This window comes from Adlercreutzia sp. CNCM I-6215 (genome assembly GCF_977072315.1).
Genome location: NZ_CDRVMA010000001.1, coordinates 386,727 through 407,558, shown reverse-complemented (window position 1 = coordinate 407,558; position 20,832 = coordinate 386,727). Strand labels below are relative to the sequence as shown.

Below are 20,832 nucleotides of genomic sequence, written 5' to 3'. Positions count from 1 at the left end.
CAGCGAGCCTCTATTCTACCATTGCTTCGCCGCCATCACAGTACCCATACGCGATTGTTCGACCGCAGGATGAGAACGCCAGTCTCCGACTTCTCCGAATTGCAGGGACTATACGCCGCCTACAACAGCGGCAGCTGGCAAAAACAACTGCTTCCCCTTCGACGATTGCCCTAAGCAGCAGGCACGACCTGAAGTCTGAATCCAAGGCAATCAAGCACATTAACAACAGTGCTGAAGCGCGGATTGCCCGATTTGCTCAGCGATTTATAAAGGCTCTCGCGTCCGAGGCCCGTTTCCTCGGCAATAGCCTTCATGCCGCGCGATCGGGCGATAACGCCGAGCGCATCTGGCAGAATCGCTGGATCCCCCAGCTCTAGGACGGCATTGAGAAACGCAGCAACGTCCTCGCTGGAATTGACATCCAACGATGGATCCCATTCTATCCATTCGCTATTCATAGTCACGCCTCCACGACTCGTAGATCTCCTTGGCGAGTTTAATGTCCTTCGTTTGAGACGACTTCGTGCCTCCAACGAGCAGCAGGAGGAGGGCTGCGCCTTCAAGGGCGATATAGGCGCGATATCCAGCTCCGAAATGAAATCTCAACTCGAATACTCCATCGCCTACCGCTTTCCAATCCCCCGTCAATGCCCCATAGTGCTTGATCTGAAGGATCCGCGCATTGATACGCGCGATCACATTGCGATCCCTGAGAGAAGACGCCCATTTCTCATAACGCGGAGATTTGACAATCCTCGCAGTTGCTCACCCCTTATTGTATCTTATAGGATACTAATGTCAAGACGGAATTTGCGCTCTAAAGCGATATCCGACCTTGAGACTGTCCTCGATTCATCGAGTTAGGGCAAGCCCAGCCTTTGCTGGAATACTACCATACATTTGTTCTATTTTCAACGTACAATTACCCTTTATGCAATGCCAACAGGGAGAAGGGCAGAAGCATCCCCATTACATATCAACGCGACTTCGTCCATCTAATTCGCGTCACAGCTCGTCCTTCAACTCCGCCGCCAGTTCTGCATCGTGCAGACGTAGACTGCAATCGTCGGATTTCGGGAAAGCGAGCAGCGGCAGAGAACCGTACCAAATGAGAGCGTCATCGATAATCGCCAAACGCGTCGGTCCGTCCTCGAACCAAGTAGTTTCAATACCAGCCTCTCCGAGCAGAGTGTCAGCGGCGGTATCTCTGGAACCCGACCGCTCGTTCTCCTGGCGCTTTCGCACCGCGCAAGTCACCTTCAGTCCTCTTTCGCATGCATCCCGCAGCGCAGGCAGGAGCTTCTTCACCGCTGCCTCACTCGCATAAGGGGCCCTCACGAGAATCGAGCGCTTAACCTTGCGGATATCCGCTTCGAACCGGCCAAGCCAATCGCTCTGCCCAACAAAGGAGCCTCCATTCACCCCTTCATCCTCATCTGCCGGCGAACACACTTCGTAGCCGAGATTCCCGTAGGTCTTCAATCGTTTCTTGTACATGCGCTCGAGCATGGGAACCGAAACGTCCACATAGTCGTAGACGATCACTTCTGTCTTGCCTTCGAACTCGCGATGCAGCCGACCCGACTGCTGGGTGACGTTGCCGTCCCAGGATATGGGCGTCGTCAAAAACAGCGCATCAAGCTGCGGCATATCGAAGCCCTCTCCCAGATAGCTCTCCGTCGCTACCAGAATGAAGGGCTGGCCATCTTCGGACCGCTTAGCCCTTTCGATGGCCTCGCGTCTCTGCTTGGGCGTGCCCTCCCCGACCAACAGCCTCGCATCAAGGCCGAGCGAGCGCAGAGCGTGATGGAGCATTCGGGCGTGATCCTTCCGCTTCGACACCACCAAGGGCGTGCACCCGGCCGTTACGGCTTCACGAACGTCCTCAACGACCAGAGCGTTTCTCTTGTCGTGCGCGCAAAGCTTCTCCAACACTTGGGAATACGACGCACCCGCCTCCAAATCGGGCAACCGCACGCCCGTAAAGCGCGGCCGGAGAACTCGCCGATAATTCTGCAGCTGGGCTTGCTGCTTAGGATCGATTTGAACGCGCACCGGCCCACAAATCAGATAGGTAATGCCTTCCAGCCCATCAGCACGCTTCGGCGTAGCACTCAGCCCGTAGACATTGCGTGCGTTCACGGCCTTCAAGATGCGCTCGAGCTGCGGCGCTGCACCGTGATGACACTCGTCGACGATGACGAGCCCATACTCCTTAACGAAGTCTTTCGCTCTCGGACAACCCTCCGCATCCTTTTCAACCAAAGATTGGAACGTGGCAATATCGACGATCCCACCCCGCTCGCTTTTCCCTCCGCCGATCTGTCCAATGAGCGATCGCTTCCGACGGCTCTTGCGACCGGTCGGAGTGAGCAGCGGTGGTAGCTCCTCGTCGATATCAAGGAACTCGCTGAGCCGCTCCTTCCATTGGGGCACGAGGGCCGTTTTCGGCACGATCACCAGCGTCGGCATTTTGAGCCGCGCTATGACGGCAGCCCCTATCACGGTCTTTCCAAACCCCGTAGGAGCCGAGAGAATCCCGTTCTCGAACCCGAGCAACCGCTCCACTGCTTCCAATTGACTGTCCCGCAACTCGCCGTTGAAGCTCACCCGAATACCGGACCCCGCAAAGCGTTCGTCGCTTACTCGATAAGGAACGCCGGATTCTTTTAAAAGTTCGACGAGCTTCTTCTCAGCGCCTCGCGGCAACGCGATATACCCGCCGCGCTCCTCGGCAAGGCAAATGATCCTCGGTTTCCCGAACACCGATTGGTGCATGGCCTGGGCACGATAGAATTCCGGATTGCCGAAGGCGGCGAGCCGCAGCAGCCGATTGCGCGCCGCCGATGACAGCCCCTCTTTGGAAACATAGAGCATGTCCGCCTTGACGATATGAACCATCGGGGGAAAGTCTTTGGAGGTCAATAGGGCTCTCTTGGGGTGTTTCCACGGCTCACCATCCGAACCGGAGCGCGCTATCTGGCGCCCATAGGCCAATCCACCCAACGGGCCTCCAGCGCATCTCCTCACCACCTCTTTCGCCTTCTCTTCGCTTACTTTCACGACCTTCGAGAGAAAGAGCCATTGATCCTCGTACGGCTCGAACGCCTTGTCCACGAATACCGAGTTCCCTTGGCGCTGAGCGGCGCCCTGAAAAGGCAGCGCTATCAGGTTTCCGAAACCTCCCGCAGGAATGGTAGACTGCGTTGGGAACATCCTGTCGTAGGAGGAAAACGAGAGCGATTCGTCATGAGTCATACCCTCGCTTATGACGGCGCTTCCCAAATCTCGCGCCAAGGAGGCTGCTATGGGCTCATCGAAGAAAACCCAGGCATGGCCGCCATTACCGGAGCGCGACCGCTCCACGGCCACCGACACCCCCAGGCGCTCCGCCGCATCCCGATAGGCAGAGACCGCCTTCTGCCATCCCGCTTTGTCGAAATCGGCTACGAGAACCGATGTCTTGCACTCGCTATCGAGGACATAAAGACCTACAACACCCTTAAAGGAAGGATCGCGTCCTTTGAAATGGTCTATCAGCTCGCGATCGCCCAGCGGCGCGAACGACCGCGATGGGCAATCAGCGCACTTCGCTCGCACATTCTGGCATTTCGGGCACACACCGCGAACCCACTCGTTAGCGCAAGCAGGCGCATAGGCAATGCCTCCATCTTTGCGCCGATAACCGTGGGCATACACATCCTCGCGACCCTTGAACAGGCTTCGGAACAACCTTAACTTGTCAGAAGCCGGGCTCGCAGCCGTAACCAGACCTTGGGCAATCGCCTCTTCATCGAATGCCCGCGACGCGCGAGACCACTCTTCGCCCGTTGCATAGCGCCGCTCGCCTTCGGGTGATTCGCACACCACAACTGCGGACACCGAGCCGTCCCCAACATGGGGAATCATTTCGAGGCACGTATAGAGCCGTCCATCAAAGAGCGCGTATTTGGACAGCTCTTCCATTCCCTACCGCCCGTGCCTGCCGTACCAGCGGGGCTTGTCTTCTTGGCGGGTGTGGCGGCCGTGGTAGTGGTGGCGCAGAACCTGGTCGAAGATGCCGAGGCGCCACAGTATCAAGAACGACCCCAGCAGCATGATGGCGATCATAGCCCACACCGCAACACCGTGAGTGCTGCTCATGACCCAGGCGCCCACGCCCAAGAGCGCCGTCCAGGCGTACACGATGACCACGCTCTTGCGCACGCCGTAGCCCTTGCGCAGAAGCATGTGGTGCAAGTGCTTGCGGTCGGCCTGTTGGATGGGCTGATGGTGGTACACGCGGCGGATAATGGCCGCCGCCGTGTCGGCGATGGGGATGGCGGCGATCACAAGGGGCACCGCCAGCACGATGACCGTGGGCGAGCGCATAACGCCCATGAGCGAGATGACGCCGATCATGGCGCCTAAGAGCAGCGAGCCCGAATCCCCCATGAAGATGCTCGCCGGCGCGAAGTTGTAGCGCAGAAACGCGAGCGTCACGCCCAGCAAAATGATGGACAGCATCGCCGTCTCTTCCAAACCGCGCCCGAAGGCGATCAAAAACAGGAAGAACGACGCGATGGCCGCGATGCCCGCAGCTAGGCCGTCCAGGCCGTCGATGAGGTTGATGACGTTCATGAAGCACACGAGGTACAGCACCGTGAGCGGATAGGACCACCAGCCGAACTGGATGAACCCGGCGCCGAGCGGGTTCGCGATGCTCGACAGCAGAAGCCCCGAGGCCGCGATGATGGTCGCCCCCAGAATCTGCCCGGCGAACTTCACGCTGGGCTTCAGCGAGTACACGTCGTCCATGGCGCCCACGCACACGATGGTGAGCAGCCCGCACATGACGCCGGCGTGGTTGATGGCCCGATCGGTGCCGTGGATGTAGAACCCGGCCCAGCCGAAGAAGTACTCTCCGGCCACCTCCACGATGAGCGCCGCCGCGATGCCCGCCGCCATGGCGACGCCGCCCATGCGCGGCGTGGGCTTCTTGTTGACGCGCCGGGCGCTCGGGTAGTCGACGGCATCCAAACGCAGGGCGAGCCTCCGTGCCAACGGGACGCACAAATACGTCACGACGAAGGCAAGGAGGCCCAGCACCAGGAAATGTCGCAGAGTTACTCCCACGCGGCGCGCATGCAGCCTAGAACTCGAGGCCGCGGAGCCACTCGGTGAGCTCGGCCAAGGTCTCGTCGGTCACGCCCAGGCGCTGCTCGCGCTCCTGCAGGTACTTCTCGCGCTCCACGAACTGCGCCAGCTGCTCGTCGGAGAACTCGCTCATATCGATGGCCCGCACGTCCACGACGCGCTTCGCGAAATCGGGCAGCTTGTCGTTCATGGCCGTGATCTTCACCACGTCGCCCGTGTGCGGCGCCTCCACATAGTAGCCGTCGCCCAGATACATCGCCACGTGGTGCACGTCCCCGCCGTCGGCGAAGAACAGCAGGTCGCCCGGGAGCAACTCCTCGAAGGGCACCTCCACGCCCACCTCGCACTGGTAGTAGGTCGTGCGCGGCAGCTCGATGTTGAACACCTCACGGTAGCAGTACTGCACCAGACCCGAGCAGTCGAAGCCGGCCGGGGTCGTGCCGCCCCACAGATACGGCACGCCGAGGAACGAGTTCGCGCAGGCGGTCAGGTCGTTCAGCGTGCGGGCCTCGCGCACCGGCAGGGGCTGGCCCGTGGCGATGAGCGTATCGAAGCCCTCGAAGCGCTCGGCGTCGATGGCATCCTGATGCTGCTGCATCGGCGTGTCCGCCGCGGGCATGGAGGGCTTCTCCAGATACACCGGCACGTGGTAGAGCTCCTCGGCCGCCGCCATCTGCTGGCCCCACTCGGCGAGCGCCTGCTGGTACTCGCTCGTGCGGGCGACGTAATCGCGGTACTCGGCCACGAGCGCCTCGTATTCCACCTTGTCGGTCACCGGATCGAGGTACTTATCCAGCCCCGTGACCTCGTCCTTCACCGGCAGCACGAAGGTGTCGGCCAGCTCGTAGGTCAGTGGCACGTCGAAGCGGGTGAGGTCGTAGGTCTCGATGAGGTCCTGCAGCTTCTCGGAGTAGAAGATGTCCGTGGCGTAGCGGCCCACGAGGAAGTCGCAGGCGTCCACGAAGCTGTCGGAGTTCGACTTGCGCGCGCCCGCGTAGAAATCGCCCATGGAATGGCTGAGCAGGTCGGCGTAGTCGGAAAGCGACTCGTCCACCGTCTCGTACTGACGGAAGTCGCTCATGATGGTGTAGGTGGCGCCGGTGCCGTCGTCCTCGCGCGTGGGCAGCTGCACGGAGTTGCCGTGGTAGGTGCCCTTGATGCCGAACAGGTTGTTGTTCGGCGCCTGAGCCAGCGTGGAGTTGCCGGAGGCGGATTCCAGGATGGCCTGGGCGATCATAACCGACGCGTACAGGTCGTTCTCGGCGGCGATGGTGCGGGCCGACTCGCCCACCAGCGAGATGAACTTCTCGGTCGTGAGATCCTCGCTGTAGTGGCGCGCCACATAGGACGAGTTGTCGATATGCGTGAAGGAGATGGAGGGCACCGTGACGGCCACCTGCTTGAGCGGCGTCTGAGTCTGCCCCTTGATGACGGCGGCCGTGTGCGACTCGTCCGTGACGCCGCCGGCGTTGCCGGGCCTCTGCTGGCCGGAATCGACCGGGTTATCCGTATCGATGATCGGCTCGTCCGGTTCCGCAGGCTGCTCGGGATCGGTAGGATCGGTAGGATCGACGGGATCCACTGGCTCGGCAGGATCGACAGGATCGGTCGGCTCCGTTGGGTCGGTAGGCTCGGCCGGATCAGTGGGCTCGACAGGATCAACCGGATCACCAGGTTCGGTCGGCTCTACGGGCTCAACAGGATCGGTAGGCTCCGCAGGATCAACGGGATCGGCCGGGTCGACAGGAGCAGTCGGATTCTCTGGATTGTCCGGATCAGCCGGCACCTCGGGAACGACCGGCTCCTCCACATCCGGCGTTTCAGGCTGCGCAGGCGTCTTTGCAGGCTCCTCAGATTCCGGCGTGGTCTCCACAGGAGCGGGAACAGGCTCGGGCTCCGGCTCAGAAACCGCCGTCATCTCGGACTCCGGCACCGTCGGCTCATCATCGACCGCAAGGCTCCACAACTCGGCGCGCTGCGCCTCGGTCAGGCCGCCGAACTTGTCGGCATGACCCGCCATATAGTCAACGCAAGACTTATAGAGGGTCTTGCCTTCTTTGATCCAGACAAGCGCTTCCTCGTAATTGGCCGGAATGTCATGATCCCGGTCGTCCTTAACCGTGTGCCCGTCGCCGTTGTCGGCATAACCGGTGGTGTACGTTGCGGCCACGCCGCCCACAGGGGCAACGACTAGAGCCGCAGCAGTAAGAATAGATACTGCCTCCCTCGGTGAAGTCATCGTGCCTCCTCAGTAGTTGTCGTTTCGCGTTTGCGCATTTGAGTGCGCAAAACCAGGGCAAATTTTTTGCCTTGAAGCCCGCATTATAGCGCGAAGGGAAGACCTGTCCAACCGATAAAATCGATGCATTTGGCAAACGTTGAGCGACCGTCTCGGCGAATTACCTGGTCATACACTCCTATTTGCATCTCTGATCTGGCATTTTGTCACATAACCCGCAAAATGGCGTCTCAAAGACCTCATATTCAACTTCCCGGCGCCGCGGGACGAAGGGCCTTGTTCGCTTATGAGCGGGGTCATCAATCATGTTAGCAAAAGGCGCGCCTACTCGATGACGCGCTTGGCGAAGTCGGGGGCGAAGTAGTCGAAGGTGGCGCGCATGACGCGGCCGCCGCCCGTGGAGGCGTGGATGTACTCGCCGTCGCCGGCGTAGATGCCCACGTGGTAGACGCCCGAGCCCGACCCCCAGAACAGAAGGTCGCCGGGCACCAGCTCATCCAGCGAGACCCCGACGCCCAGCGCACTCTGCTCGGCAGCCGTGCGCGGCAGCTCGCGACCGAGAGCGTGGGAGAACACCCAGCGGGTGAACCCGGAGCAATCGAAACCCGAAGGGGTCGTGCCGCCGTAGGAGTACGGTACCCCGAGCTGCGCATCAGCCTCGGCGACGACCGACTGCCGCCGGCCCTCGAGCGCCTCAGCCTCAGCTTGGGCGGCCGCCTCGTCGGCCACATCGCCCACGTACTCTTTTATCTCGCGGGCGAAGTCCTGAGTTTTCGTGAAGGGGCTTTCCACCTCGGACGCATAGGCCGCAGGATGGGAGAAGGCGGTGCACAACGCCGCCAGAAGAGCAGCCGCGACAATCATCCCCGCGGCCTTGGTGTGCGCTTTGAACATAACCATGGGGCCGAAGCCTAAAGGAGGAAAGCGCGCCCGCCAACCCCCTCCACAACTTGCCCGCCTTCAGTTCACGCCCCGTGCGCGAGAACTAAACCGAACCCCCACGCCCCGTTCACGCCTTCCCCATTCATGACAAATGAAGTCAGAAGAGAAGTTGGGTCCGGCGGAGACGCGGGGTGCTGCTCACAAAGCGAGTTCCGCAGATGGTATCGAAGGCGCAAAGGGCGTGGGACGAGGATCGCCCGACGCCTTCGATACCATCGAGGACTGTCTGAGCGACTGAGCAGTACCCCGCGGCTCCGCCCCCGGAAGCCCCGCACCTACACCTCGCGCGGAACCTCCCCGGTCTCCAGCAGGTTCAATAGCTGCGCCTCGTCCAGCACGGGCACGTCCAACGCCACCGCCTTGTCGTACTTCGAGCCCGCGTTCTCCCCCGCCACGACGAAGCTCGTCTTCTTCGACACCGACCCCGACACCTTGGCCCCCATGGCCTTCAGGCGCGCCCCGGCCTCGTCGCGGGTCATGCCCGAGTGCGCAAGCATCCCCGTCAGCACGAAGGTAAGGCCCGCCAGCACCTGGGGCACCTCCTCGCCGACAGCGACGGCCTCATCGGCCATGGTCACGCCGGCCGCGCGCAACCGCTCGATGACCGACACGTTGTCCGGCGTGCGGAAGAACAGCCACATCCCGTGGGCCACCTTCGGCCCCACGCCGTAGACGCCCGCCAGCTCGTCCTCCCCGGCCGCCGCGAGCGCGTCCATGGAGGGATAGGCCGCCGCAATGGCCTCGGCCGTGGTCTTACCCACGTGCCGGATGCCCAGCCCGAACAGCACGCGCGCAAACGAGCGGCCCTTCGACGCCTCGATGGCCGCCACGAGCTTCTTCGCCACCGTGTGCCCGAGGCGCACCGGCTCCCCGTCGGCCTTCACGCGGCCCATGTCCAAGCTCGCCAGCTCTTCTTCGGAAAGCGAGTAGTAGTCGGCCACGTCCGCCACGCGCCCGCTCTCCACGAGCCGCGAGACGATCTCCTCCCCCATGCCGTCGATGTCCAGCGCCCCGCGGCTCGCCCAATGCAGAAGCCGCTCCAGCGCCTGGGCCGGGCAGTCGATGGAGATGCAGCGGAACGCCACCTCGCCCGGGTCGCGCACCACGGAGCTGCCGCAGCTCGGGCATACGCTCGGCATCTCCCAGATGCGCGCCTCGGGGCTGCGCAGGGAAAGCACCGGCCCCAGCACCTCGGGGATCACGTCGCCCGCCTTCCGCACGATGACCGTGTCGCCCACGCGCACGTCCTTGCGGTGTACCTCATCCAGGTTGTGCAGCGTCGCCCGGGCCACCGTGGAACCAGCCACCACCACGGGCGTAAGCTCCGCCACCGGCGTGAGCGCGCCGGTGCGCCCCACCTGCACGGTGATGTCGCGCAGAAGCGTCGTCTTCTCCTCGGGCGGGAACTTGAACGCGATGGCCCAGCGCGGCGCCCGGGCGGTGAACCCCATAGCGCGCTGGCGGGCGAAGTCGTTCACCTTCACCACCACGCCGTCGATCTCGTAGGGCAGCGACTCGCGCCGATCCAGGCACTCACGACAGAAGCCGCGCACTTCCTCGGCCGTGGTGCACAGCCGCACGTCCGGGTTCACGTGGAAGCCGGCCTTCCGCAGCCACTGCAGAAGCTCCCACTGGCCCTCCACCTCCAAGGCGGCGTCATCGGCGATGGCGTACATAAAGGTAGAGAGGTCGCGCATCTTCGTCACGGCCGGGTCCTTCTGGCGCAGCGAGCCAGCGGCGGCGTTGCGCGGGTTCGCGAAGGGGGCGCGGCCCTCCTCCTCGGCGGCGGCGTTCAAGGCCTCGAAGCTCTTCTTCGGCATGTACACCTCGCCGCGCAGCTCCAGCGTCTCCACCCCCGGCGCGATGGCACCGCGCGCCTCGTCGCGCAGGCGCAGGGGCACGTCGCGCACGGTGCGCATGTTCACGGTCACGTCCTCGCCGGTGGTGCCGTCGCCGCGGGTGGCCGCCCGCACGAGCACGCCGTCCTCGTAGGTGAGCGCGATGGAGCTGCCGTCGATCTTCAGCTCGCAGCACAAAGGCGGAAGCGCCCCTCCGCAGGCCTCGGCGGTGCGTTCCATCCACTCGTCAAGCTCGTCCAAGTCCATGGCGTTGTCGAGCGAGTACATGCGACGCTCGTGCACGACGGGCGCGAACTGCTCGCCCACGTAGCCGCCGACCCGCTGGGTGGGCGAGGCCGCCGTCACCAGCTCCGGGTGCGCCGCCTCTATCTCGCGCAGCTCCCGCATGAGCGAGTCGAAGGCCGCGTCCGAAATGGTGGGCGCGTCCAGGGCGTAATACTGGTAGCTGTGGTGCTCGATCTCGCGCCTGAGCGCTTCGGCCCGCGCCGCCGGATCCTGTCCTTCGAACAGATTGCCCTGCTCCGCCATGATTCCTCGCTTTCCGCATGAAGAGGCCCGGAAGCGTTTCCGGGCCTCGAATCTCTTCGCGCCTATGGTATCACTGGCGCGGCCGCAGTGCCGCCAACTCCTCGCCTAGCGGGCGTTGCTTCCTCAGAGCGCAACTCCTCCCGAGCGTGCGCACTTCCTAGTGGGTGTGGGCCACGATGGTCGCCTGGGGCAGCGACACGCCGTAGACGGCCATCTGCACGCCGCGGGCCATCAGGAAGAATCCCAAGAACAGCGCGAAGGTGCCCGGCCACAGGAAGAAGGCGATGCCGCAGAACAGCGACACAATGCCGGCGAACAGCACCCAGCCCCAGCCGGGAAGCGCATCGCGGAAGCGGACGGCCGCCACAATCTCGAAGATGCCGTAGGCCACCACGAAGATGCCCATGACCCAGGGAATCACCACAGCCGACGCTATGGGATGCACGATGAACAGCACGCCCAAGATAATATCGCAGACGGCGTAGGCGAGCGCCCAGCCGGACAGCCCCTCGGCCTCGCGGTACTTGAAGTAAGCGTAGGCATCCACGATGCCCGCGGCCAGAAACATGCAGCCGGCGATGACAGCGATGCTCACCAGCGTGAGCCCCGGCACCATGAGCAGCACGAATCCGATAATGACCAGGGCGATGCCCGCGGCGAACAGGCCCCAGTTGCGTCCTACCTTGATGTCCATGATAATCACAACTCCTTAACCCTTTGGCTATCCGCCATCGCAGTGTGCTACGGTGACGATATTCATTCTAGAAGCGGGAACATGAGAATTACGCCGCGCGGCCGTCCCGTTTCCGATAGGATTGCGCTGCGTTGGCGCTGCGTTTCATGAGGGTTTCGCTCATTATTTGGAAGGCGTGGAAAAGATGGAAGACGCGGAGGATCTGAAAGTGGCCCCCGGCCGGGGCAATGCCGAGCTGGCCTGTCTGCTGCCGCATCCGGCCGCCGATGCCAACAAGTACACCCGCGGGCACTTGAGCCTCGTGGTCGGCTCGGCGGCCTACCCCGGCGCGGCCTGCCTGGCGGCTGCGGCCGGCGAGCGTGGCGGGGCCGGCTACACCGAGGTGTTCTGCGCCGGGAAATCGATGATCACCGTGCGCGGCTGGCGGCCGTCTTTGGTGGTGCGCGACTGGAGAGCGTGGAAGCCGGCCAAGGCGCCGGCGCCCCGGCCGGGCCACCCGACGGCCTGCGTCATCGGCTGCGGCTTCGACGCGGCGGAAACTTCCCTCACGTCACTTCTCATGGAAACGGTGCGGGGCTGGAAGGCGCCCCTGCTCGTCGACGGGGGCGCCCTCGGGCTTCTCGCCAACGCCACCGGCCTGCGCCTGGCCCGCGAGCGGGCCGCCGCTGGGAGCGCGACGCTGCTCACGCCCCACGGCGGCGAGGCGGCGCGGCTGGCCCAAGGCGCCCGGGAGGCCCTGGAAGAGGCCGAGGACGCGGCTGCCCGGGCAGTGCGCAGCCCCCTCGCGGAGGCTGCGGCCGCCCTCTCCCCCGCAAGCCGCGCCACGCTAGCCGAACCCGACCCCGCGCCTGCGGCCCTGGCCTGCGCGCTCGCCGAGGCCTATGGCGCCGTCGTGGCCCTCAAAGGCCCCGTGACCTTCATCGCCTCGCCCGACGGCACCGCGGAGGTCATGGACCGGGGCACGTCCGCGCTCGCCAAGGCCGGCACGGGCGACGTGCTCGCGGGCATCGTCGGCGCCCTGCTCGCCCAGGGCCTTTCCCCCCGCGACGCCGCAGCCCTCGGCTGCGCCCTGCACGCCGAGGCGGGCCGGGCCGCCGCGGCCGCCCTCACCGACATCTGCGTCGCCGCCGAGGACCTCATCACCTACCTTCCCGACGCCATCCGCGCCATCGAGTCCTAAGGCGGGGCGGCACGCTCGCCCCCTCCTATTGACAGGGGTTAATAGCGAATCTCGCTGCGCTTTCCTCTTTGTAGCCTTATACTGAGGTGTCATTGAGAGCAGAAAGGGGAGGCCGTGCACGCCGTCAAAGTCGACAGCCGCAAGATCATGGCTGCGGGCCTGATCATCGTGGCCATCTTCGCTGCCGTCGCCATCACGGTGAATCTGTTCTACTTGGGGCAGATCCAGTCCCTCGTGCGCAACACCACGACCACCTCGGTCATGGAGCTGGCCACGGCCCGCGCCCACTACCTGGACGAATGCCTCGCCTCCGACCAGAACTCCGTGAAAAGCCTCGCCCACTTCATCGCCGACGTCACCCCGCAAGAGGCCCGCGACCAGGTGAAGGACTTCATCTCCACCCACGAGGCCGCCGCCGCCTGGATTCGCTCCAAGGACGGCGACACCTGGTGCTCCTCGAGCGAGACCGACCTGTACGATCCGGCCCTGGAAGACGAGCTGTTCGGCCCGGCCATGACCGGCGAGACCGGCTCCTCGGAGATGTACCTCGGCCACGGCGGCGAGCGCCGCATCCTCTTCTACGCCCCCATCGTGGACGCCCCCGTCACCGCCGGCCCCGGGACGACCGCCACACCCGCGGATCCCGGCGACGTCCTCGGCGCCGTCTACGTCTCCTACCCCGCCGACGAGCTGTAGAATTCCTACGGCACCACCTATTCCAGCGCCGGCGCCACCTTCGTCGTCGACTCCTCCGGCACCATCGTGCTCGACGCCAACCGCGGCGCCGACGAGGCGGTCCAGGGCAGCCTTTCGGCCCTCATCAACGACAACGCCGACTCGTCCCAGGTCTCCTCGTTGCTCGCCGGCATCGCCTCCGATACCTCCGGCAGCCTCGTCATGACCCTCGACGGCGCCGACCAGTTCGTCTTCTACACCCCCATTAGCGCCAAAAGCGGCTGGTCGCTCGTGACCATCCTGCCGCTTTCGGTGGTGGAATCCGACGGCACGCAGATCGTCGGCATCACCAACCAGATGGTGGCCGTGCTCGCCGTGGCCGTGGCCGTGGCGGCGGCGGCCATGGTGGCCCTCATGGTGTACCGGCGCCGCCGCGAGCACCGCTACGAGCAGTACATCCAGAGCGTGTACTCGGCCATCGGCGCCAACATCGACACCGCCATCTTCATCGTCGATCGCAAGGAGCGCCTCATCGAGGCCGTCTTCGAGAACACCCAGGACATCCTCGGCATTCCGGCCCGCGACTTCTTCGTCCCCAACGAGCTGTCGCCCAACGAGGCCTACGCCAACGTGGCCGCCATCGTGCACTCCGGCGCCGGCGATAAGACGCGCACCTGGGAATTCGAGGCGGACAACCCGGCGCTGGGCCGCTCGCAGTGGCTGCGCATGACGGCGCGGCCCGTGATGCTCGCCGAGCGCGAGAAGACCATCTTCTCGCTCACCGACGTCACCGCCGACCACGAGATCCGCGCCCGCCTCGAGCGCGCCGCCACCGCCGCCGAGGACGCCAACCGCGCCAAAAGCTCGTTCCTCTCCTCCATGAGCCACGACATCCGCACGCCCATGAACGCCATCCTGGGCTTCTCCACGCTCATCGACCGCGAGGCCGACAACCCCGCCCATGTGCGCGACTACAACCGCAAGATCGCCACCTCCGGCCAGCATCTTTTGGGGCTCATCAACGACGTGCTGGACATGTCGAAGATCGAGGCCGGCAAGACCACCCTGGCAGCAAGCGCCTTCGCCCTCTCCGGCACCGTGGAGTCCGTCGAGGCCATGATGCGCCAGCAGACCGACGCCAAAAACCAAGTGTTCACCGTGGAAGTGGACAAGGTCGAGCACGACCGGCTCGTCGGCGACGAGGGGCGGCTGCGCCAGATCCTCATGAACCTGCTCTCCAACGCCATGAAGTACACCCCGGAGGGCGGCCACATCCTCTTCCGCGTCGACGGCTCCGCCAAGCGCCATGGCGAGCTGCAGCACCTGCGCATCATCGTCCGCGACGACGGCATCGGCATGTCGAAGGACTACCTCGCCACCATCTTCGATTCGTTCACCCGCGAGGAGTCGAGCCTCACCAACAAGGTTCAGGGAACGGGCCTCGGCATGGCCATCACGAAGAACCTCGTCGATCTTATGGGAGGCACCATCTCCGTGGAAAGCGAGCCGGGGACGGGCAGCACCTTCATCGTCGATCTGGACTTCCCGCCGGCCGACGACGAGACGGACGGCAGCGAGGGCGACGGCGGAAAGCGAGCCGGCGACGCGAGCGGGGCCGACGGGAACGCCCTGGCGCACAAGCACGTCCTCGTGGCGGAGGACAACGCCCTGAACGCGGAAGTCATCACCGCCATCCTGAACATCCACGACGCCACCTGCGAGGTGGCCGCCAACGGCGAGGAGGCCGTGGCGAAGTTCGGGATGAGCGCCCCGGGCACCTTCGACATGATCTTCATGGACGTGCAGATGCCCGTCATGAACGGCCACGACGCCGCCCGGGCCATCCGCGCGATGGATCGCCCCGACGCCGGCACCATCCCCATCATCGCCATGACGGCCAACGCCTTCGCCGAGGACGAGCGCCAGGCCCTCGCCTGCGGCATGAACGCCCATGTCGCCAAGCCCATCGACGTCCACACCCTGGAACGCGTCGTAGCCAAGCTGTCGCGATAGGGCAAAACCGCCCTGTCGCGTTAGCCGCATTTGTCTGTTCGCTTCGCAAAACTCAGCAAACCTCGGGACAAAACATAAAATGCGTCGCAAATGTCGAGAAAATCACGATCGTGCGAGTTCTGAGAAGAGAAAAACTCGCACGATCGTGATTTTCTCCGCAAAATGAGTCAACGAAGGCGCTTCAGACTCGCACAATCGCGATTTTCTCTGCACGAAATGCTGAAAAGTTGTCCCGAGGGCTTGCTTTGGGATATCGATGGTTGCGCAGGAAGGTGGATCGACAGCGGGTTTCGAAGATCGCTCATTCTACCCGGCTGCAAGCGCTCCCGGGAGGTCGTCCAGCAGGGAGCGGGCGTCCTTGAACTGGCGGGTGAGCTCCTCCATGGGGTCGCGCCGCCGCTCGGTGGCCGCCACCGACTCCTCGGTGATGGCCATGGCGCAGGCCACGGCGTCGGTATGGGTGTAGGACAGCGAGAGGGGAATCTCCCGCACGCCCTGCTCCCGGGCCACTTCGCGGGCGCGTCCGGTGAGCACCACGTAGGGGCGCCCCTTGCTCGTGCGGCGCACTTCCACATCGAGCCAGCCGATGCCCTCGGAAAACCCCGTGCCGAGCGCCTTCAGCACCGCCTCCTTGGCGGCGAAGCGGGTGGCGTAGTGCACTTCGGGATGAGCATGGGAGTCGCAATAGGCCCGCTCGGCGGCGGAGTACACCTTCTCCACGAAGGCCGGCGAGCGATCGATGATCTTGCGCATGCGCGCGATTTCCACGATGTCCACGCCGAGGCCCACTTCCTCGTTGGGCACGTCCATGGCAAGCGCGCCATCGACGGCGGCTTGGGATTTCTTCGATCGGGCCACTCCATCTGCCTTTCAGATCATCGGGGATACGCAAAGGCGCCGCCTCGGGGTCGAGCGCGGCGCCGAAAGAGATTCGAAGCTATTCGACCGTCACCGATTTCGCGAGATTGCGGGGCTGGTCCACGTCGCAGCCGCGTTTGACGGCCACGGCGCGCGAGAGCAGCTGCAAGGGCACGCTGGCCGTGATGGGCGAGAAGGCGTCGCGCACCTTCGGCACGTAGATGACGTGGTTGGCGTGCTTAGCGATTTCCTCGTCGCCCTCGGTGGCCACGGCAATGATGCAGGCACCGCGGGCCCGGGACTCCTGCAAATTCGACACCACCTTGTCGTAAACGGGGCTCTTCGTCGCGATGGCCACCACGGGGAATCCCTCGTCGATAAGGGCGATGGGGCCGTGCTTCATCTCGCCGGCGGCGTAGGCCTCGGCGTGCAGGTAGCTGATCTCCTTCATCTTAAGGGCGCCCTCGTAGCTGGTGGCGGCCCCCATGCCCCGGCCGATGAACAGGGCGCTTGTCGCGTCCACCATGGCGTCGGCCGCCGCCTCCACCGCCGGATCGCAGTCGGCGAGGATGCGCTCGACCTGCTCGGCGGTATCGGCCAGCTCGCTGAACAAAAGCTTGATCTGCCGGCCGGTCAGCCGGCCCACCGCCTGGCCGAGCAGCATCGCCAAAAGTGTGAGGGAGACGACCTGCCCCAAAAAGCTCTTCGTGGAGGCCACGGCGATCTCCTTGTTGGCCTTGGTGTAGATGACGCCGTCGGATTCGCGGGCCACCGGGCTTCCCACCACGTTCGTGATGCCGAAGACCTTCGCCCCCTTCACGCGGGCGTCGCGGATGGCCGCCAGCGTATCGGCCGTCTCGCCCGATTGCGATACGGCCACGACCAGCGTCGTGGGCGTGATGATGGGATTGCGGTAGCGGAACTCGCTGGCGACCTCCACCTCGCAGGGGATGCGCGCCCAGCTCTCGATGAGGTTCTTGGCGATAAGGCCCGCATGGTAGGAGGTGCCGCACGCGATAATGTAGACGCGATCGACCAGGTTGAGCTCGGCCGGCGTCATGTCCAGCTCGTCGATAACCAGCGAGCCGGCGACCAGGCGGCCGGCCAGCGTATCGCGGATGACGCGGGGCTGCTCGTGAATCTCCTTCAGCATGAAGTCGGGGTAGCCGCCCTTTTCGGCGACGTCGAGATCCCAATCGACATGGGTGACGTCGGGCTTAATGGGGTTGCCGGCCTCGTCGTAGTACTCGATGCCATCGGGGCGCAGGCGCGCCATCTGCCCGTCGGCGAGCACCACCACATCGCGCGTGGCGTCGATCATCGCAATGATGTCGGAGGCCACGTAGCTGCCGGTCTCGCCGCAGCCCACCACGATGGGGGAATCCTTGCGGCAGGCGATGATCGTGCCCGGCTCGGCATCGGCCATGACGGCCAGACCGTAGGCCCCGACGAGCCGCGCGGCCGCCTCGGCCACCGCCGCACGCAAGTCGCCGGTGCCTTCGGCGAGCATGCGGTGGTAGGACTCCTCCACGAGGTGCGCCACCACCTCGGTATCCGTCTCGCTCTTGAAGACGTGCCCGCGACCGACGAGCTCCTCGCGCAGCTCGGCGAAGTTCTCGATGATGCCGTTGTGCACCACGGCGATGTCGCCGGAGCACGAGGTGTGCGGGTGCGCGTTGGCCTCGCTCGGCTTGCCGTGGGTGGCCCAACGGGTGTGCCCGATGCCGCAGGTGCCCGTCATTTCGAAGTGGCCGAGGGTGTGCGCGAGCTCGGCCACCTTGCCCTTGCGGGTGATCACCTGAATGCCGCCGTCCTGCTCCACGGCCACACCCGCCGAGTCGTAGCCGCGGTATTCCATGCGGGTGAGCCCCTCCACCAGGATGGGCGTGGCGCTCGCCTCACCGGTATAGCCGACGATTCCGCACATAAATGCTCCTTTATCGAAAGCGGGCGGCACGAGGCCGCCCTCACTCATTTGCCGGTTCGCTATTGTACCGAAGGGGTGCCGTCCCCGGCCGCCTTCCACGAAAAGCCCGTCTCGACCGCTGCCGGATCAAGCGGAAACACGGGGTGTTCTGACCGAGCGAGTTCCGCAGCGAACAGGACAGGACTGAATGTCCTGTCCTGCAGAGCGAGGACTGCCTGAGCGAATCAGAATACCGCGTGGTTCCGCCCTCGCCCGACGCCTACCCGCGAACCTCGGCGCCGGTGGCCTTTTCCACCTTCGACACGAGCTTGCCGTGGGCGCGCTCCACTTCCTCGCTGGTCAGCGTGCGGTCGGGCGCGCGGTAGACGAGGCTGTAGGCCATGGACTTCTTGCCGGCGCCCACGCGCTCCGCATCGCGGTACACGTCGAACAGCGCCACGGATTCCAGAAGCTTCCCGCCGGCCGAGGTCATCACCTGGACCATCTTCTCATGGGGCACGTCCTCGGCCACCACGAAGGCCTGATCCACCGTGACGGCCGGGAAGGTGGGCACGTCCACGTAGTCGCGGGCCGGACGGCACGCGCGCACGAGCGCCGCCACATCAAGCTCGAAGGCCACCACAGGCGGCTCGGCCCCGAAGGCGTCGGCCACGAGCGGATGGATCTCCCCCACCCAACCGATAACCGCGCCGTTCGCCATCATCTCGGCGGCGCGGCCCGGCTGCAGCTGCGGGGCCTCCTCGGCGGAAAGCGCCCGAAAGCGCACTTTGGGCAGCGCCAGCTCGCGGGCCAGGTTCTCCAGCACGCCCTTGGCGTCGAAGAAGTCGAAGGGCACCGCCGGCGAGTTCCACGCCGCCTCATGCATGGAGCCGGCCAGGACGCCGGCGAGCTTCTTGCGCTCCTTGGCCTTCTTGCGGCCCTCGGCGGCCATAAACACCGTGCCGATCTCGTAGAGCTGGATGTTCTTCACGCCGCGGGCCTGGTTGTAGGCCACCGAGCGCAGAAGCCCGGGCACGATGGACTGGCGCATGACCGACATGTCCGCATTCAGCGGGTTCAGAAGCTCCACGGCCAGCCCCAGCCCCTCGGCGGGCAGGCGCAGCCGCTCAATGTCGCCGGGCTCGGCGAAGGAGTAGGTCATGGTCTCGTTCATGCCGGAGGCGCGCAGGGTGTCGTTGATCACGCGCACCGTCTCCTGCTCCGGCGTGCGCGCGCCCACGCGCTCGCGGCCGCCGGGCAGCGTCGGCGGGATGCGGTCCATGCCCCACAGGCGCAGCACTTCCTCGTACAGGTCAATCTCGCGCTCCAGGTCGGGGCGGAAGGTGGGCGGCAGCACCGAGAGCACGGAGGGGTCGTCGGTGGCCTCCACGGCACAGCCGAGGCGCACGAGAATGTCCTCGATGAAGTCGGCGGGAATGTCGGCCCCCATCATGGCCACAAAGCGCGGAATGCGGAAGATGAGCTCCGGACGGGCGGTGGGAAGCTCGTATACGTCCACCACGCCAGGGCGCACGGTGCCCCCGGACACCTCGGCCAGAAGCGCCGCCGCGGCCTGGGAGACCACTTCGCACAAGTGATCGTCCACGCCGCGCTCGTAGCGCATGGAGGCCTCGGAGATAAGGCCCAGGTTGCGGCTCGTGCGGGAGGTGCGGCCGCGCTCGAAGGCGGCGGACTCCAAAAGCACGCAGGTGGTCTCTTCGGTGACCTCGCTGTTCTCGCCGCCCATGACGCCGGCGAGCGCCACAGCGCGCTCGGGGGTGGCGATGACCGTCATGTCGCTCGTCAGCTCGCGGTCCTCCCCGTCCAGGGTGGTGAGGCGCTCGCCGTCGGCGGCGGCGCGCACGACGATATGAGCGCACCCGTCGGCGCTGGCCACTTTCGCGAAATCGAAGGCGTGCAGCGGCTGGCCGTACAGGTACAGGATGTAGTTCGTCACGTCCACGACGTTGTTGATGGAACGGCCCCCGGCAGCGGTCACGCGCTCGGCGAGCCATTCAGGGGAAGGCCCCACCTTCACGTTGTCGATGACGCGGGCGGTGTAGCGCGGGCAGCGCGCGGCATCGGGCACCTCAACGGTGACGGCGGCCGCCACGTCCTCGCCGGCAGTCACGGCAGCCAGTTTCTCCACGTCGCCGGAAAGCGGCCAGGCCACCGGCTGCTGGTACATGGCCCCCACCTCGCGGGCCATACCCACCATGGACAGGCAGTCCGGCCGGTTCGGCGTGATCTCCAGGTCGAGCACGGTATCTCCCGCGCCCATGAAGTCCGCCATGGACTGCCCCACCGGCGCATCGGCGGGAAGCACCCAGATGCCGGAATGATCCTGGCCGAGCCCCAACTCGCGCTTCGAGCAGCACATGCCGCAGCTCGCCACGCCGCGCAGCTTCGATTTCTTGATCTTGAAATCGCCGGGCAGCACCGCGCCCACGAGCGCCACGGGCACCTTGATGTCCGCCGCGATGTTCGGCGCCCCGCAGACGATCTGCACGGGTTCCTCGGCGCCCACATCCACCGTCACCACGTGCATGTGGTCGGAATCGGGATGCGGCTCGCAGGTGAGCACGTGCCCCACCACAACGCCCTCGAAGGCCTCGCCGGTCTTCTCCACGCCTTCCACGCCCGTGCCCGTCAGATCGAGCCTGTCGCAGAACGCCTTCAAATCCTCCGGCACCGCCGTATACTCAGAAAGCCACTTCAAAGATACTTTCATACTGGTTTCTTCCTCTTAATCGCCTGTCTCGCATGACAACGAGAGTTCTGACTGGTTCCTGCCTATTCCCT

The 20,832-nt window shown here is 64.8% G+C and carries 14 protein-coding genes; 3 read left to right on the top strand and 11 right to left on the bottom strand.

What is annotated here, in order from left to right; genetic code table 11:
* Window positions 1-170: 170 nt before the first annotated feature.
* The 8 genes from ACW4LP_RS01670 to ACW4LP_RS01635 form a co-directional block, all read right to left on the bottom strand.
* The gene (locus tag ACW4LP_RS01670) at window positions 171-458 is read right to left on the bottom strand and encodes an addiction module antidote protein (protein WP_302808557.1); all 288 of its coding nucleotides are present in this window, start codon (window positions 456-458) and stop codon (window positions 171-173) included.
* Window positions 451-753: a type II toxin-antitoxin system RelE/ParE family toxin gene (locus ACW4LP_RS01665; protein ID WP_455803409.1), complete on the bottom strand. Its 303-nt coding sequence runs from the start codon at window positions 751-753 to the stop codon at window positions 451-453. The genes ACW4LP_RS01670 and ACW4LP_RS01665 overlap by 8 nt, the downstream gene beginning before the upstream one ends.
* Before the next feature lie 252 nt (window positions 754-1,005).
* Window positions 1,006-3,966, bottom strand: a complete 2,961-nt coding sequence (locus ACW4LP_RS01660) for a TOTE conflict system archaeo-eukaryotic primase domain-containing protein (RefSeq protein ID WP_455803405.1) — start codon at window positions 3,964-3,966, stop codon at window positions 1,006-1,008.
* Window positions 3,967-3,969: 3 nt separating this feature from the next.
* Complete coding sequence (locus tag ACW4LP_RS01655; protein WP_455803404.1) at window positions 3,970-5,115, bottom strand: glycosyltransferase family 4 protein; 1,146 nt, start codon at window positions 5,113-5,115, stop codon at window positions 3,970-3,972.
* A gap of 16 nt (window positions 5,116-5,131) precedes the next feature.
* On the bottom strand, window positions 5,132-7,375 hold the full coding sequence (locus tag ACW4LP_RS01650) for an NlpC/P60 family protein (protein WP_455803403.1): 2,244 nt from the start codon (window positions 7,373-7,375) through the stop codon (window positions 5,132-5,134).
* A gap of 324 nt (window positions 7,376-7,699) precedes the next feature.
* The gene (locus tag ACW4LP_RS01645) at window positions 7,700-8,275 is read right to left on the bottom strand and encodes a C40 family peptidase (RefSeq protein ID WP_157012739.1); all 576 of its coding nucleotides are present in this window, start codon (window positions 8,273-8,275) and stop codon (window positions 7,700-7,702) included.
* A 317-nt stretch (window positions 8,276-8,592) separates the two neighbouring features.
* Window positions 8,593-10,704 carry an NAD-dependent DNA ligase LigA gene (ligA, locus tag ACW4LP_RS01640; RefSeq protein ID WP_455803402.1) on the bottom strand — a complete coding sequence of 704 codons (2,112 nt, stop codon included), beginning with the start codon at window positions 10,702-10,704 and terminating at the stop codon, window positions 8,593-8,595.
* A 157-nt stretch (window positions 10,705-10,861) separates the two neighbouring features.
* Window positions 10,862-11,398, bottom strand: coding sequence for an HdeD family acid-resistance protein (locus ACW4LP_RS01635; protein WP_022739499.1), 537 nt, complete (start codon window positions 11,396-11,398; stop codon window positions 10,862-10,864).
* Window positions 11,399-11,582: 184 nt separating this feature from the next.
* Between ACW4LP_RS01635 and ACW4LP_RS01630 the strand changes: the two genes are divergently transcribed.
* From ACW4LP_RS01630 to ACW4LP_RS01620, 3 genes are all read left to right on the top strand, one after another.
* Window positions 11,583-12,578 (top strand): ADP-dependent NAD(P)H-hydrate dehydratase, encoded by a 996-nt coding sequence (locus ACW4LP_RS01630; protein ID WP_455803401.1) that lies wholly within the window; start codon window positions 11,583-11,585, stop codon window positions 12,576-12,578.
* A gap of 114 nt (window positions 12,579-12,692) precedes the next feature.
* On the top strand, window positions 12,693-13,274 hold the full coding sequence (locus tag ACW4LP_RS01625; RefSeq protein ID WP_455803400.1) for a hypothetical protein: 582 nt from the start codon (window positions 12,693-12,695) through the stop codon (window positions 13,272-13,274).
* 66 nt (window positions 13,275-13,340) lie between these two features.
* Window positions 13,341-15,266, top strand: coding sequence for a hybrid sensor histidine kinase/response regulator (locus tag ACW4LP_RS01620; RefSeq protein ID WP_455803399.1), 1,926 nt, complete (start codon window positions 13,341-13,343; stop codon window positions 15,264-15,266).
* 306 nt (window positions 15,267-15,572) lie between these two features.
* Here ACW4LP_RS01620 and acpS read toward each other — a convergent pair whose 3' ends face one another.
* The 3 genes from acpS to pheT all read right to left on the bottom strand — a co-directional run bounded on the left by acpS (window position 15,573) and on the right by pheT (window position 20,761).
* Window positions 15,573-16,124 carry a holo-ACP synthase gene (gene acpS / locus ACW4LP_RS01615; RefSeq protein ID WP_022739496.1) on the bottom strand — a complete coding sequence of 184 codons (552 nt, stop codon included), beginning with the start codon at window positions 16,122-16,124 and terminating at the stop codon, window positions 15,573-15,575.
* A gap of 79 nt (window positions 16,125-16,203) precedes the next feature.
* Window positions 16,204-18,051, bottom strand: a complete 1,848-nt coding sequence (gene glmS / locus ACW4LP_RS01610; RefSeq protein ID WP_022739495.1) for a glutamine--fructose-6-phosphate transaminase (isomerizing) — start codon at window positions 18,049-18,051, stop codon at window positions 16,204-16,206.
* A 259-nt stretch (window positions 18,052-18,310) separates the two neighbouring features.
* Window positions 18,311-20,761 (bottom strand): phenylalanine--tRNA ligase subunit beta, encoded by a 2,451-nt coding sequence (pheT, locus tag ACW4LP_RS01605; RefSeq protein ID WP_455803398.1) that lies wholly within the window; start codon window positions 20,759-20,761, stop codon window positions 18,311-18,313.
* Window positions 20,762-20,832 lie beyond the last annotated feature (71 nt).